The sequence below is a fragment of the Burkholderia sp. AU28863 genome, assembly GCF_002223195.1.
In the GTDB taxonomy this organism is placed as follows: domain Bacteria; phylum Pseudomonadota; class Gammaproteobacteria; order Burkholderiales; family Burkholderiaceae; genus Burkholderia; species Burkholderia sola.
The window spans coordinates 416,810-431,056 of record NZ_NKFE01000003.1 but is presented as its reverse complement, the minus strand read 5'-3'; the positions used below and the strand labels follow the sequence as shown (position 1 = coordinate 431,056).

Annotated in this window: 16 protein-coding genes; 9 read left to right on the top strand and 7 right to left on the bottom strand. The window is 68.2% G+C overall.

The window, feature by feature from the left end; translation table 11 throughout:
- Positions 1 to 29 precede the first annotated feature (29 nt).
- From ribH to CFB81_RS04325, 3 genes are all read left to right on the top strand, one after another.
- A complete protein-coding gene (gene ribH / locus CFB81_RS04335; protein WP_006476661.1) occupies positions 30 to 545 on the top strand; it encodes a 6,7-dimethyl-8-ribityllumazine synthase in 516 nt (171 codons plus the stop codon).
- On the top strand, positions 542 to 979 hold the full coding sequence (nusB, locus tag CFB81_RS04330) for a transcription antitermination factor NusB (protein ID WP_089434675.1): 438 nt from the start codon (positions 542 to 544) through the stop codon (positions 977 to 979). Before ribH ends, nusB begins: the two co-directional genes overlap by 4 nt.
- 68 nt (positions 980 to 1,047) lie before the next feature.
- Positions 1,048 to 2,244 (top strand): pyridoxal phosphate-dependent aminotransferase, encoded by a 1,197-nt coding sequence (locus CFB81_RS04325; protein ID WP_089434674.1) that lies wholly within the window; start codon positions 1,048 to 1,050, stop codon positions 2,242 to 2,244.
- 110 nt (positions 2,245 to 2,354) lie between these two features.
- Here the strand turns inward: CFB81_RS04325 and CFB81_RS04320 are convergent, their stop codons facing one another.
- Complete coding sequence (locus CFB81_RS04320; protein ID WP_089434673.1) at positions 2,355 to 3,491, bottom strand: lytic transglycosylase domain-containing protein; 1,137 nt, start codon at positions 3,489 to 3,491, stop codon at positions 2,355 to 2,357.
- Between the two features lie 597 nt (positions 3,492 to 4,088).
- On the opposite strand from CFB81_RS04320, the gene CFB81_RS04315 reads away from it, so the two are divergent.
- Both CFB81_RS04315 and CFB81_RS04310 read left to right on the top strand, forming a co-directional pair.
- Entirely contained in the window at positions 4,089 to 5,645 is a 1,557-nt protein-coding gene (locus CFB81_RS04315) for a UbiD family decarboxylase (RefSeq protein ID WP_069621144.1), read from the top strand.
- Positions 5,646 to 5,703: 58 nt separating this feature from the next.
- Positions 5,704 to 6,369 (top strand): LysE family translocator, encoded by a 666-nt coding sequence (locus tag CFB81_RS04310; protein WP_089434672.1) that lies wholly within the window; start codon positions 5,704 to 5,706, stop codon positions 6,367 to 6,369.
- Positions 6,370 to 6,494: 125 nt separating this feature from the next.
- Here CFB81_RS04310 and CFB81_RS04305 read toward each other — a convergent pair whose 3' ends face one another.
- Positions 6,495 to 6,791 (bottom strand): hypothetical protein, encoded by a 297-nt coding sequence (locus CFB81_RS04305; protein WP_006488565.1) that lies wholly within the window; start codon positions 6,789 to 6,791, stop codon positions 6,495 to 6,497.
- Positions 6,792 to 7,302: 511 nt separating this feature from the next.
- On the opposite strand from CFB81_RS04305, the gene CFB81_RS04295 reads away from it, so the two are divergent.
- Positions 7,303 to 8,232, top strand: coding sequence for a Rossmann-like and DUF2520 domain-containing protein (locus tag CFB81_RS04295; protein WP_089434670.1), 930 nt, complete (start codon positions 7,303 to 7,305; stop codon positions 8,230 to 8,232).
- Between the two features lie 75 nt (positions 8,233 to 8,307).
- Positions 8,308 to 8,871, top strand: coding sequence for a YggT family protein (locus tag CFB81_RS04290; RefSeq protein WP_069621147.1), 564 nt, complete (start codon positions 8,308 to 8,310; stop codon positions 8,869 to 8,871).
- A 13-nt stretch (positions 8,872 to 8,884) separates the two neighbouring features.
- Here the strand turns inward: CFB81_RS04290 and CFB81_RS04285 are convergent, their stop codons facing one another.
- Both CFB81_RS04285 and crcB read right to left on the bottom strand, forming a co-directional pair.
- Positions 8,885 to 9,235 (bottom strand): DUF190 domain-containing protein, encoded by a 351-nt coding sequence (locus tag CFB81_RS04285; RefSeq protein WP_069621222.1) that lies wholly within the window; start codon positions 9,233 to 9,235, stop codon positions 8,885 to 8,887.
- A 23-nt stretch (positions 9,236 to 9,258) separates the two neighbouring features.
- The gene (gene crcB, locus CFB81_RS04280) at positions 9,259 to 9,645 is read right to left on the bottom strand and encodes a fluoride efflux transporter CrcB (protein ID WP_069621148.1); all 387 of its coding nucleotides are present in this window, start codon (positions 9,643 to 9,645) and stop codon (positions 9,259 to 9,261) included.
- Positions 9,646 to 10,052: 407 nt separating this feature from the next.
- On the opposite strand from crcB, the gene CFB81_RS04275 reads away from it, so the two are divergent.
- Positions 10,053 to 11,264, top strand: a complete 1,212-nt coding sequence (locus tag CFB81_RS04275; protein ID WP_069621149.1) for a S53 family peptidase — start codon at positions 10,053 to 10,055, stop codon at positions 11,262 to 11,264.
- Positions 11,265 to 11,300: 36 nt separating this feature from the next.
- Here the strand turns inward: CFB81_RS04275 and CFB81_RS04270 are convergent, their stop codons facing one another.
- The 3 genes from CFB81_RS04270 to CFB81_RS04260 form a co-directional block, all read right to left on the bottom strand.
- Entirely contained in the window at positions 11,301 to 12,170 is an 870-nt protein-coding gene (locus CFB81_RS04270) for a Sir2 family NAD-dependent protein deacetylase (protein ID WP_089434669.1), read from the bottom strand.
- A gap of 183 nt (positions 12,171 to 12,353) precedes the next feature.
- Complete coding sequence (locus CFB81_RS04265; protein ID WP_069621151.1) at positions 12,354 to 12,734, bottom strand: DUF4406 domain-containing protein; 381 nt, start codon at positions 12,732 to 12,734, stop codon at positions 12,354 to 12,356.
- The gene (locus CFB81_RS04260; protein WP_089434668.1) at positions 12,731 to 13,330 is read right to left on the bottom strand and encodes an NUDIX domain-containing protein; all 600 of its coding nucleotides are present in this window, start codon (positions 13,328 to 13,330) and stop codon (positions 12,731 to 12,733) included. The genes CFB81_RS04265 and CFB81_RS04260 overlap by 4 nt, the downstream gene beginning before the upstream one ends.
- Positions 13,331 to 13,420: 90 nt before the next feature.
- Between CFB81_RS04260 and CFB81_RS04255 the strand changes: the two genes are divergently transcribed.
- Positions 13,421 to 14,176, top strand: a complete 756-nt coding sequence (locus CFB81_RS04255; protein WP_089434667.1) for a DeoR/GlpR family DNA-binding transcription regulator — start codon at positions 13,421 to 13,423, stop codon at positions 14,174 to 14,176.
- The last annotated feature ends 71 nt before the right edge of the window (positions 14,177 to 14,247 follow it).

Sequence of the window (14,247 nt, the reverse complement as noted above, 5' to 3'; positions counted from 1 at the left end):
AACCGTTCATCCACACCACGGACCAGATCATGGAAATCGGACAATACCAACCGAATCTCGAAGGCGACGGCCTGCGTATCGGCATCGTGCAATCGCGCTTCAACGAACCCGTGTGCAACGGCCTCGCCGACGCGTGCGTCGAGGAACTGGAACGCCTCGGCGTCACCGGTGAAGACGTGCTGCTCGTGTCGGTGCCCGGCGCGCTGGAAATCCCGCTCGCGCTGCAGAAGCTCGCCGAAAGCGGCCAGTTCGACGCACTGATCGCGCTCGGCGCGGTGATCCGCGGCGAGACCTACCATTTCGAACTCGTGTCGAACGAGAGCGGCGCGGGCATCACCCGCATCGGTCTCGACTTCAACCTGCCGATCGCGAACGCGGTCCTGACGACCGAAAACGACGAGCAGGCCGTCGCGCGCATGACCGAAAAGGGTCGTGACGCCGCGCGCGTCGCCGTCGAGATGGCGAACCTGACGATGGCGCTCGACCAGCTCGGCGACGACGAGGACGAAGAGGAAGACGAAGACGACGAAGAGGAGCGCGCATGAAGAAGAGCGCCCGCCGACAATCGCGCGAGCTGGCGACGCAGGGCCTGTATCAGTGGCTGCTGTCGAACGCGCCCTCCGGCGAGATCGACGCGCAACTGCGCGGCGCGCTCGGTTACGACAAGGCTGACAAGGAACTGCTCGAAGCGATCCTGCACGGCGTGATCCGCGAGCATGCGACGCTCGTCGAAGCGCTGGCGCCGTCGCTGGACCGTCCGATCGATCAGCTGTCGCCGGTCGAGCGCGCGGTACTGCTGATCGCGACGTTCGAGTTCACGCACCATGTCGAAACGCCGTACCGCGTGATCATCAACGAAGCCGTCGAACTCGCGAAGACGTTCGGCGGCTCCGACGGCTACAAGTACGTGAACGGCGTGCTGGACAAGCTGGCCGCGAAGCTGCGCCCCGCCGAAACGCAGGCGCGTCGCAACGGCTGATACCGTTCGTTTGTCCACGGGCGCGCAGGCGCCCGTTTTTCATTCTTTTCCCTCCGCCCTGCCCGCCGATGAATACCACCGCCGATTCGCTCGTCACGCTCGCCGCACGCGTCGACGCGATCCAGCCCTTCTACGTGATGGAACTGATGAAGGAGGCACAGCGGCTCGAGTCCTTGGGGCGCGATGTTATCCACATGGGCATCGGCGAGCCGGATTTCACCGCGCCGGAGCCGGTCGTCGAGGCCGCCGCGGCCGCGCTGCGCCGTGGCGTCACGCAGTACACGAGCGCGCTCGGCATCGCGCCGCTGCGCGAGGCGATCGCCGCGCACTACGCGCGCGCGTACGGCCTCGCGATCGCCCCCGAGCGGATCGTCGTGACGGCCGGCGCATCGGCCGCGCTGCTGCTCGCGTGCCTCGCGCTGGTCGGCCGCGACGACGAAGTGCTGATGCCCGACCCGTCGTACCCGTGCAACCGGCACTTCGTCGCGGCGGCCGAAGGTCGCCCGGTGCTCGTCCCGAGCGGCCCGGACGCGCGCTTCCAGCTCACCGAAAACGACGTCCGCACGCACTGGAACGACCGCACGCGCGGCGTGCTGCTCGCGTCGCCGTCGAACCCGACCGGCACGTCGCTCGAACCGGACGAACTGAAGCGGATCGTCGAAGCCGTGCGTGCACGCGGCGGCTTCACGATCGTCGACGAGATCTACCAGGGGCTCAGCTACGACGCCGCGCCTGTGTCGGCGCTGTCGTTCGGCGACGACGTGATCACCGTGAACAGCTTCTCGAAGTATTTCAGCATGACGGGCTGGCGGCTCGGCTGGCTCGTCGTGCCGCCGGCGCTCGTCGGCACGTTCGAGAAGCTGTCGCAGAACCTGTTCATCTGCCCATCCGCGCTCGCGCAACATGCGGCGCTCGCCTGCTTCGAGCCGGCGACGCTCGACATCTACGAAACGCGCCGGCTCGAATTCAAGCGCCGCCGCGACTTCATCGCACCGGCACTCGAACGGCTCGGCTTCACGGTGCCGGTAATGCCGGACGGCGCATTCTATGTGTATGCGCATTGCGGCGGCGTCGCCCACCCGGCGGCCGGCGACAGCGCCGCGCTCACGCAGGCGATGCTGCACGACGCAGGCGTGGTGCTGGTGCCGGGGATGGACTTCGGTGTCCATGCGCCGCGCGACTACATCCGCCTGTCCTATGCGACCGCCTACTCGCGGCTCGAAGCGGCCGTCGACCGGCTCGCGACGCTGTTCGGCCAACACTGACGCCACGGCCGGCGCACCGGCCGCTTCACGTCCCGCAAAACGAAAAGGCACCCGATTCGGGTGCCTTTTGCATGTCCTGCCGGCCGGAGCCGCGCGGAGCGCGTGACGCGTTACGCGCCGAGCTCCGAGTGATCGCCGTGCGACTGCTTCGCGGTATCGACGCTGGCGTCGTCCTGCGACGCCGCTTCCTTCGGCGCCGCCTTGATCGACGTCGTGCCGTCGAGCGTCGCATGCACGCGCTTCGCGCCGCCTGCCGCGGCCGTCACGGCAGCGGCGGTGACGATCGGCTTCGCGGGCTGCGCGGGCGTCTGCGGCGCGTTGATCGGCACGCTGCGGCCGCGCGCGACGTCGCGCAGGCGACCGCGCTCGGCCATCACCTTCGAGCCGTAGCCGTTGTCGTCAGGGTTCGTCGAGCCGTTGTAAAGGCGCAGGCCGCTCGCCAGCGAGCCGCCGCGCGCGATGCAGTCCTTCAGCACCAGGGCGCCGACCTGCAGGTTCGCGAGCGGTTGCAGCGCGGTGTCGGTGCCGCCGAAATACTCGAACTTGTCGGAGTGAACCTTCGACATTACCTGCATCAGCCCCTTCGCGCCGACGCCGCTTTCGGCGTACGGGTTGAAGCCCGATTCGATCGCCATCACGGACAGCAGCAGCAACGGATCGAGGCCGACGTCACGCCCGGTCTGGAACGCGGCCTTGACGAGCTGGCCGAGCGGCTCCTGCGCGACGCGGTAACGGCGCGACAGATAGGTGGCGACGAGCGCCTGTTCGCGGTTCGACGCGAGTGCGCGATCGTCGCGGGCATCGGCCGCCACGCGCTGAATCGGAATCAGCTTGGCCAGTGCGACGGGCGACGGGCCGTTGCGGGCCGCGTCGGACGCATCGCCCTGGGCGCCTTGAGCGCCCGGTGCGGCGGTTTCCGGTGCGACATCGAGGCCGACCGCAAGCGCATCCGCTTCCGGTGTGTCTTCCTGCTGCGGCTGCGCGCCGGCAGGCGCGAAGTTCGGCAGCGGATGGCCGGACAGCAGACGGGCCGGACCGGCCTGCACGGCCGCGGACACGACCGGCATCAGCTTCGCGGCGAGCGTGCCGCGGACGGTTGGCAGCAGCCACAGTGCAAGCGCAACCGCGACAGCGAAACAGCCGACAACGCTGAATAGATGGTGACTGACACGCGTCCCGCGACGCAGCAAGTTGCGCACGATTTGCGCATGCTGCTCAGTGGGACGCCACGATAACCAAGCGTTCATTCAGATCATCTCCCATGAACATGACTCGTGCGGCTCGCTCAGCTCGATGGCGAGACAGAAAACGCGCCGCGGAATCACGACGCCGCACGCCTTGGTTGGGACGCGCGAGCATCGGGGAAACGGTATAAGTACCGTTCGAGGCCACGGTGTAAGAAGGCCGGCGCCTTCGCACACTGGGCGAGGCGGGCATACGCGGTGGCACCCACGCAAAAAACCAGCGTCTGGTGGCGCTGGCTGGGACTACGACATAAGCCGTCGAAGACGCCGTGCAGGATTCGGCGGACGGTGACGCGCTGCGTCAAAGATCGGTGATTGGCGGCTCGAAGCCTTTTACCCTGCAACCAATGTGAGCGGATTTTAGCAGGGTTTTATAGATCGTCAACACTATAAAACTTAAAAACTATAACAAAAAGTAATTTAAAACCCCTCTTCAGAACGCAATCCCCGTGCCGTAGGGGGTTTGCGCGCGGTCGACTTTTTTCTGCGCCGGGCGGCCGGGCGGCTGCGCGGGTAAAATCATCGGTCGATTCGGGGTCGCAGCCGGCCGCTGCGCCCGCCCATCGCTGCCCGTCCCTGCGGGTAGCTCGGACCTTCTTCATGAAATACAAAGACTTACGCGATTTCATTCAGCGCCTTGAGGCGCTCGGCGAGCTGCGGCGCGTCACGCAGCCCGTGTCGCCCGTGCTCGAAATGACCGAGCTGTGCGACCGCGTGCTGCGCGCCGGCGGCCCCGCGCTGCTGTTCAACGCGCCGCCCGGCAACGCGTTTCCGGTGCTCGGCAACCTGTTCGGCACGCCGCGCCGCGTCGCGCTCGGGATGGGCGTCGATGCGGGCGACGATGCCGCGCTCGGCTCGCTGCGCGATCTCGGACGCCTGCTGTCCGCGCTGAAGGAACCCGATCCGCCGAAGAGCCTGAAGGACGCCGGCAAGCTGCTGTCGCTCGCGAAGGCGGTGTGGGACATGGCGCCGAAGTCAGTGTCGTCGCCGCCGTGCCAGGAGATCGTCTGGGAAGGCGCCGACGTCGATCTGGACAAGCTGCCGATCCAGACCTGCTGGCCTGGCGATGCGGGGCCGCTCGTCACGTGGGGCCTGACGGTCACGCGCGGGCCGAACAAGTCGCGCCAGAATCTCGGCATCTACCGTCAGCAGCTGATCGGCCGCAACAAGCTGATCATGCGCTGGCTCGCCCATCGCGGCGGCGCGCTCGACTTCCGCGAGTTCGCGCTGCAGAACCCGGGCAAGCCGTATCCGGTCGCGGTCGTGCTCGGCGCCGATCCGGCGACGACGCTCGGCGCGGTGACGCCGGTGCCCGATTCGCTGTCCGAGTATCAGTTCGCCGGCCTGCTGCGCGGCAGCCGCACGGAACTCGCGAAGTGCCTGACGCCCGGCGTCGACACGCTGCAGGTGCCGGCGCGCGCGGAGATCGTGCTCGAAGGCTTCATTCATCCGCAGGAAGGCGCTCCCGGCCCCGCTCCGGCCGGCGCGCCGCCACGCCCGGCCGGCCATGCGGCGGCCGCATACGAGCACGCGCTCGAAGGGCCGTACGGCGACCATACCGGCTATTACAACGAGCAGGAGTGGTTTCCGGTGTTCACCGTCGAGCGCATCACGATGCGCCGCGACGCGATCTACCACTCGACCTACACGGGCAAGCCGCCCGACGAGCCCGCGGTGCTCGGCGTCGCGCTCAACGAGGTGTTCGTGCCGCTGCTGCAGAAGCAGTTCACGGAAATCACCGACTTCTACCTGCCGCCCGAAGGCTGCAGCTACCGGATGGCCATCGTCCAGATGAAGAAGAGCTACGCGGGCCATGCGAAGCGCGTGATGTTCGGCGTGTGGAGCTTCCTGCGGCAGTTCATGTATACGAAGTTCATCGTGGTCGTCGACGAGGACGTGAACATCCGCGACTGGAAGGAAGTGATCTGGGCGATCACGACACGTGTCGACCCCGTGCGCGACACGGTGATGGTCGACAGCACGCCGATCGACTATCTCGACTTCGCGTCGCCGGTGGCCGGACTCGGCTCGAAGATGGGGCTCGACGCAACCAACAAGTGGCCGGGCGAAACGAGCCGCGAATGGGGCCGCCCGATCGAGATGGACGCGGCCGTGAAGGCGCGCGTCGACCGGCTGTGGCAGGAGATCGGCCTCTGACGCCACACGGCCGGCGCGCGCCGGCCCGCACATCGCAATCGCCGCAGGCACCCAGAAGATGAGCTTTCCACCCGCCTCCATGCTGTCCGACGGATTCTTTCTGTCGCTGTCGTTGTGTCTCGACATCGGCCTCGTGAACGTCGCGATGCTGTCGCTCACGCTGTCGCATGGCTTCCGGCCGGGCTTCTGGCTCGGCGTCGGGTCGTGCGTCGGCGATCTCGTCTACGCGGCGCTCGCGCTCGCGGGGATGGCCGTGCTGCTGCAGTTCGAACCCGTGCGCTGGATCGTGTGGATCGGCGGCGGCGCGGTGCTGCTGTTCCTGACGTGGAAGATGGCGCGCGAAGCACTGACGCCCGCGAAGTCGACCGACGACGCGGACGACGCACCTCAACCGCGGGCGAGCGCGCGGCGCAGCTTTCTGCGCGGGATGCTGCTCGCGATGTCGTCGCCGAGCGCGATCCTGTGGTTCGCGGCGGTCGGCGGTGCGCTGATCGCGAAAGCCGGTGCGACCACGCCGGCCACCGCGTCGGTGTTCCTGTCGGGCTTTTTCCTCGGCGGCCTCGCGTGGACGCTCTTCATGTGCACGCTCGCGAGCCAGGGCCGCAAGCGCGCGGGCGCCGGGCTGATGCGGGCGTGTCACGTCGCGTCGGCGCTGCTGTTCGCGTACTTCTCGTACAGCGTGATCGTCGGCGGCTACCGCGACCTGATCGTGCACGCGGTGTAATCGCTGCCGCGCCGGCGACGGCGACGGCGCCATCATATGTCACAGCCCCAATGAAAAACGGCGCAGCGCCCCTCGCGGGACGTTGCGCCGTTTTGCCGCGCGCGGTCAGGCCGCGCGGAGACGAATCAGCGACGCCAGTAGCCGTGATGGCCCCAGCCGCCGTAACCATGGCGCCAGTACGGGCGACCGTAGTAGCCGCCGACGACCACCGCGGGCGGCGGCGCATAGTAGGCCGGCGCCGGCGCGTAATAGACGGGCGGAGGCGGCGGCGCGTAGTACACGGGCGGCGGCGGTGCGTAGACGGGGTAAGCGGGTGCGACCGGGATGCCGATGCCGACCCCGATCGACACGTGAGCCTGCGCGGCGCTTGCGGCACCCAGGCCCAGCGCGGCGGCGGCGATGAACGGAATGAGCTTTTTCACTTCGATTCTCCTGCTGGAGCGGTATTTTAGGCGCTCCTGTCGGCAACGGCGGGCATGCACGTCGCATGCAAGCAATGTAGCGAAAACCCGCGCCGCGCGTATCGTGCATTTGTTGCAAATTGCAATTGCACGCGGCCGCAGCGGCCGTCCGGCGCGGTGCCGGGCGTCGGCCGCGCGCCTTGCGGGTCGCGCGATTCCGTCCGAGGAGTCGGCCCCCGGCACGCCGACCGGTCAGTCTTACCGGATCCAGCGCGCACAGCGGGTACGCATACGTAATGAACGATTACAAATTCGACACAACATGCCGACATTCCACACCGGATGTGGCGGCGCAGTGTTTAGGGGTCGGATTCCACGATCCTGATTCGGCCGCGATGCCGGGCGGCCGCCCATCGACCTCTCTGCGTACCGGTAATTCATACACGCGGCAGCCCCGCGGCCGGTCTTCCGCGAAACGGCCGTCATTCCTGCGATACTGGCGGCTGCTTCGTTTTTGCTTACATCCGCCGCCATGCCGCTTCCCGACACACCCCGCCTCGGCTTCATCGGCGCCGGCCGCCTCGCGCGCTGTGTCGCGCAGCGTTTCGCGCAGGCCGGCTTCCCCGTCGTCGCGATCGCGAGCCGCACACCCGCGTCGGCCGCCGGCCTCGCCGCGCGCATCGACGGCTGCCGCGCGGTCGCCACCCCGCAGCAGGTGGTCGACGCCGCCGACCTGATCTTCGTGACGACGCCCGACGATCATCTCGCGTCGAGCGCCGCGGCGCTGCGCTTCGACGCATCGCGCGCCGCCGGCCAGGCGGTCGTCCATTGCAGCGGCGCATCGCCGGTCGCGCTGCTCGATCCGGCAAAGCAACAAGGCGCGGCCACCGGCGGCTTCCATCCGCTCTATCTGTTCGGCGGCAGCGACGCCGACCTCGCGCGCATCGACGGCTGCTCGGTCACGATCGAAGCGGACGGTGCGCTGCACGCGACGCTGCTGCGACTTGCCGCCGCACTCGGCTGTCATCCGCTGTCGATTCCGGCCGGCGGCCGGATGCTGTATCACGCAGCCGCCCACTACGCGGCGAGCTTCGCGCTGTGCGGGCTGTCGGAAGCGGTCGAGCTGTGGCGCGGCCTCGGTTTCGACGAGGACGCCGCGCTGCGCGCGCTGCTGCCGATGCTCGCCGGCACGATCGAAACCGCGCGCGACAAGGGGCTCGCGAATGCGCTGGCCGGGCCGGTATCGCGCGGCGACACGGCCATCGTCGAGCGCCAGCTCGCGCTGCTCGAAGCGCGCGGCGGCGATCACGCGATGCTGTACGCGCTGCTGACGCGCCGCGCGGTCGCGCTCGCGGCAAAGCGCGCGGCGCCGCCAGCGTCGCTGCCGGCGCTGGCCGAAGCCGTTGAAAAGTCCCTCGCGCGCGCGACCACGCCCCCCTCCCCGTCGCGAGACGAGGCGTGATAAGGTGTCGGCCGATGCGCCGCCAACCGGCGTTGGCGGCCGCACGCTACTGACTGTATAAAAAGGATGCCAACGATGTTCGGCGAGATCGCCCGTTTTCTGCTCAATACCGTCTTCACGCTATTCGGCGCCGCGCTGATTCTGCGCGTCTGGATGCAGGCCGTCCGCGTGCCGCCGTACAACCCCGTCACGCAAGCCGTGCTGCAGGCGACCAACTGGCTCGTGCTGCCGCTGCGCCGCGTGATCGCGGGCGTACGCGGCATCGACTGGGCCAGCGTCGTCGCCGCGCTGCTCACCGCGCTCGTCTATGTCGTGCTGATGGTCGTGATGGCCGGCTTCGATCCGGCCGCCGTGATCGCGACGCTCGTCGTGGTCGCGCTGCTCACCGTCGTGAAATGGGCGCTCAACCTCGTGATCTGGATGACGATCCTGATGGCGCTGCTGTCGTGGCTCAACCCGCGCTCGCCGGCGATGCCGATCCTCTACCAGCTCACCGCGCCGTTCCTGAACCCGCTGCGCCGCGTGATTCCGAACCTCGGCGGCATCGACCTGTCGCCGATCCTGCTGTTCGTGATCGTGCAGGTGCTGCTGATGGTCGTCACACGCGCCGCCGTGTCGCTGACGATGTTCGGCATCTGATCCGGCGCGACGCCTACGCCGCCGGCCCCTGCGCCGGCGGTGCGCCGAGCGTGTCGATCACGCCGAACTGCACGGGCATCATCGCGTAGCACACGCGCACTTTCTCGTGCGACAACCGCTCGAGCAGCCGCTGCGCCTCGTCCTCGGTGACGATGAATTCGACCTCGATCGCAAGCGAACCCTGCAGTTCGAAAAAACGATCCTCGTGCAGCACGCGATGCTGGCCGAAACCGGCCATCGCGCGAAACGCGGAACCGCCCGCGACGCCCATCCGGTTCGCCTCGTCCAACAGCCATTCCCACAGCGGCTTCCAGTGCAACCGATGCTGCTCGTGCACGTAGAAGCGCAACAAGACCCTGTCCATCGCTCCCTCCGATGGCAGCCCGTTCAGGCCGCCGCGAGCCACGCGCGCGCGGTCCACATGCCGAGCGCCGTCAGCGCGAACGATCCAGTCAAGTGTAGGACAGCCACCGCCAACGCCCATCCGAATTCGCCGTCGAGCGCGTGCGTCATCACTTCGACCGAATAGGTCGAGAACGTCGTGAGGCCGCCGAGAAAGCCCGTGATCACGAACAGCCGCCACTCGGGCGGCAACCCGACGCGAACGGTGAACACGACGGCGGCCACGCCGATCACGTAGCCGCCGAGCAGGTTCGACGCGAGCGTGCCGAGCGGCACCGCGGGAAAGAACGCGTTGAGCGCGAGGCTCAGGAACCAGCGCAGCAACGCGCCGAGCCCGGCGCCGACGAAGATCGCGACGATCGAATAGAACAAGGGCACCCCTCACGGACGACGCCGCGCACGCGGCTACGCTGAACTGTATGCGGAATCGCGCCGCGCCGGCAATGCCGACGGGCCGCGCACGCAGGCGGCGGATCGTATCGCGATCGCATGACGCGTTTCACGATTTCCCCCGCGCGCGGCCGTGGATATTTACCGAACGATTACATCCGACATGACGAACCAATTTTGAATTCACCGATTATTCATCAGCTTTTTCAAAACCGATAAAGCAGCTCGACCGCGCGCAGGTTAACCCTGCAAACGCTTGCCCCATCAAGGCTCCACGTACTTTCCCTTATCAGACATTCCCGTATTCAGCCGATATTCGATGTAGTTATCGTCGTCGATTTCGTAGAATTGTTTCGCCACTCCACTCCATCGACATGGAGACTCGAAAAATGAACAATATCCGCCTGTCATCCATGTTGATCCCGGCGCTGTGCGCGTCGCTGCTCGCGTCGGGCGTCGCGCTCGCCGACGGCAACGGGCCGCCGTCCTACGTCGAAGGCAACCGCGCACCGAAAGGATTCGCACGCCCGCCGTTCCACACGAAACCGCGCGCGAGCACCGCCACGATCGCCGGCCTCACGCCGGCGCTCACGCGACATGCATACGGATTCGACACGATCGCGAACCAGGGCGACGGGATGATCGTCGCGATCGTCGACGCGTACGACGACCCGAAGATCGAAGCCGATCTCGGCGTGTTCAGCAATGCGTTCTCGCTGCCGCCCTGCACGTCGTCGAACGGCTGTTTCACCAAGGTGTACGCCCGCGGTGCCCGGCCCAAGCCCAATGCAGGCTGGTCACTCGAGATCTCGCTCGACGTCGAATGGGTGCATGCGATCGCGCCGAAGGCGAAGATCGTGCTCGTCGAGGCGGCATCGGCCAGCTTCAACGACCTGATGGCCGCGGTGGACGTCGCGGTCAAGCGCGGCGCGTCGGTCGTGTCGATGAGTTTCGGCGGCAACGAATTCAGCAGCGAGACCGGCTTCGACAGCCACTTCAACGTCCCGGGCGTCACGTTCGTGGCGTCGTCCGGCGACAGCGGCACCGGCACCGAATACCCGGCCGCGTCGCCTTACGTGGTGTCCGTCGGCGGCACGACGCTGTCGTCGGATACGGCCGGCAATTACATCGGCGAGGCGGCGTGGAGCGGCAGCGGCGGCGGCGTGAGCAGCGTCGAGGCCGAGCCGGCCGGCCAGACCGCCTGGCCGATTCCGGTGGCCGGCAAGCGCGGCGTGCCCGACGTCAGTTACGACGCGAATCCGTCCAGCGGTTTCGCGGTGTACGACTCGGTCACCTATCAGGGGCAGGCCGGCTGGTTCCAGGTGGGCGGCACGAGCGCGGGTGCGCCGCAATGGGCGGCGCTCGTCGCGATCGCGAATTCGCTGCGCACGGCGGCCGGCAAGACATCGTTGAGCGGCGCCTACGACACGCTCTATGCGGTCGGCAAAACCGCGTACGGCAGCGACTTCCACGACGTGACGACCGGGTCCAACGGCAATTGCGGCAGCGTCTGCAGCGCGGCGGGCGGCTACGACTACGTGACGGGCCTCGGTTCGCCGATCGCGCCGGCGCTCGTGCAAGCGCTCGTCGCGCGGCCGTAAACCCGGGCCCCGGCCGGTCGCCTCGTGGCGCGTGGCTCAGCCGCCGCGCCACGCGCGGTCGAGCGCATTCAACGTCGCCCGCGCACCGCCCTTCAGCCCGATCACGTCCGCCCGGCGCGCATGCGCGTCGCGCGTGTTGATGCGGATCACGTCGGCGCCGAGCCGTTCGCTCAGCAGACGCACGGTCGGAATCGCGGTGCCCGCGCCGATCTCGACCACGGCGACGCGCCCGGCCCGCGCGATCCAGTCTTCGAGCGCGCGCTCCTGCGCGTCGTAGCGCGCACCGAGCCAGCCGGTGTCGCCGAACATCAGGATGTTCGGTCGCGCGAGACCGCCGCAGTGCGGGCAGCGCGGCATGTCGCCAACGAGGCGGCACGTCGCTTCGTCGACCGCCGGCACGAATGTCGCCGCGTCCCACGTGTCGTCCGTGCACGGGCGCAGGCACTGCATCGCATGAATCGAACCGTGGATCTCGACGATGCGCGCCGGATCGAAGCCGGCCTTCTGGAACTGGCCGTCGACGTTGCTCGTCAGCACGAAGCCGCCGTTCGGCATCGCATCGATCCAGCGGCGCAGGATCGCGAAGCCCGCATGCGGCGGCGTCGCGCGGTAAAGCGCGAGACGATGCCCGTAGAAGCCCCATGCGAGCGCCGCACGCGCACGAAACGCGTGCGGCGACGCGATCTCGTGGAATTCGAAACGCTCGTGGCGCAGCGCCGGATACGCGCGCCAGAAACCGTCCGTACCGCGAAAATCGGGCAGCCCGGAATCGACGCCGATGCCCGCGCCGGCCGTGACGAGCAATGCGTCGGCGCGCGCGAGTGCGGCGACGGCGGACGCGACGAGATCGGCGGGAAGCGGCGCGGCGGCGGAGTCGGCGGGATCAGCGGGATCGGAAAGCGGCATGATGGAAAAACGGTGGCGTCGAACGTTGCGCGGGTGGCGTCGCGATCATACGCCGGTTCGGGTGTCGCGCCGCATCGGCGACGCAACGACGTGGCGCTGCGCGCGTGCGGCAGCCGGCGATGCGAATGCGCGCCGTCCGCAAGCGCCGCACCGGCGATGCCGCGACCCGGCGCCTACGCTTGCTCAGTGAGCCGATTCATCCTGCGCAACCGGCATCTCGTCGACCGCGAAATAGACCGGCTTGCCGAGTTGCCGCGCGAGCGCGACGTCCGCATCCGCCCCGCGCGACGCGCCATCGATGCGCAGTACCGCATCGCAACGCCGCAGCAGCCGGTGCGCGGCCGGATACAGGAACGCCTCGCCGATCGCGTCGCCCACCTGCGTCGAGCCGGCCGCGGCCGCGAGCGGCAACGACACCCATTCGCCGATCATCGGCACGTGCCCGCGGCGATACACGGCGAGCGCCGCTGCTTCCAGCCGGTGCAGGTTCGCGGCGATGCGCGCCGGGTCGCCGTCCGTGCCGCTGCGATACGGGCCGGCGATCAGCACGAGCCGCGGCGTCATGCGGCGCGTGCGCCGACGGTTTCCCGCAGCGCGACGTACTGCAGCAGCATGATCGTCTTCGCGTCGACGATCTCGCCGCGCTCGATCGCGTCCAGCGCCGCCTGCAGCGGCATCTCGACGACCTCCAGATCCTCGCCCTCTTCCGCGACGCCGCCGCCCGCGCCGGTGCGCAGCGACGCATCGTATTCGCCGACGAAGAAATGCAGCTTCTCCGTCACGGAACCCGGGCTCATGAACGCCTCGAACACCTTGCGCACGCCGCGCACGCGATAGCCGGTCTCCTCCTCGGCCTCCGCGCGGATGCGCGCCTCGGGCGTGTCGTCGTCGAGCAGCCCGGCGGCCGCCTCGAGCAGCATGCCGTCGTGTCCGCTCACGAACGCCGGCATCCGGAACTGGCGCGTCAGCAGCACGTCGCCCGTCTCGGCATGACGCAGCAGGATCGTCGCGCCGTTGCCGCGATCGTAGGTCTCGCGGCTCAGGCGCTGCCACGTTCCGTCGCGGCGCAGGAAATCGAACGTCACCTTGCGCAGCACATACCAGTCGTCGGACAGCACCGTCGTATCGACGATGCGCACCCGCTCCCGCGTTGCAGCCATTCCAGCCATTGCAGCCTCCGGTTCGACAAAGGACGGCGCTCATGGTAACGTGCAGATTCGTGCAATTTCAAGAATTTTCGTGCAAACACGATGCTGACGACGCAACGCAAGAAGGCGATCCTCGATGCGCTCGCGCGCGACGGCCAGGTACTGGCCGCCGAGCTGAGCGTGCAATTCGGCGTGTCCGAAGACACGGTGCGCCGCGACCTGCGCGAGCTCGCGGCCGAAGGGCTGTTGCAGCGCGTGCATGGCGGTGCGCTGCCGGCGTCGCCGGCCGTCGCGCCGTTCGCGCAGCGCGAGGCGCTCGACACCACGGAGAAGCGGCGCATCGCGCGGCGAGCCGCGCAGATGATCGCGCCCGGACAGGTGGCGATCGTCGATGGCGGTACGACCTCCGCGCTGCTCGTCAGCCAGTTGCCGGCCGACCTGCGCGCGACGATCGTCACGCACAGCCCGAGCGTCGCGGTCGCGCTGGCCGCGCATCCGTCGATCGACGTGATCCTGATCGGCGGGCGGCTCTACAAGCACTCGATCGTCGCGGTCGGCGCGGCGGCGATGGAAGGCATCGCGCGCATTCATGCGGACCTGTATTTCATGGGCGTCACGGGCGTGCATCCGGTCGCCGGCCTGAGCACCGGCGATTTCGAGGAAGCGGCGATCAAGCGCGCGCTGAGCGAACGCGCGGCCGAGACGGTCGTGCTCGCGTCGCAATCGAAGCTGCGTGCGGCATCGCAGTTCGTGATCGGCGACATCTCGCTGGCGCAGACGGTCGTCGTCGAGAAGGAAACCGACGCCGCGCTGACGAAGCCGATCGAGGCGGCGGGCGTGACGGTGGTGCGCGCGTAGCGTGCGATGCATTGGTATTCGCGCTTGTCAGCTCGGTTGCAAAGTGTCGTCGCGCAGGCGCCCGAGTCGAT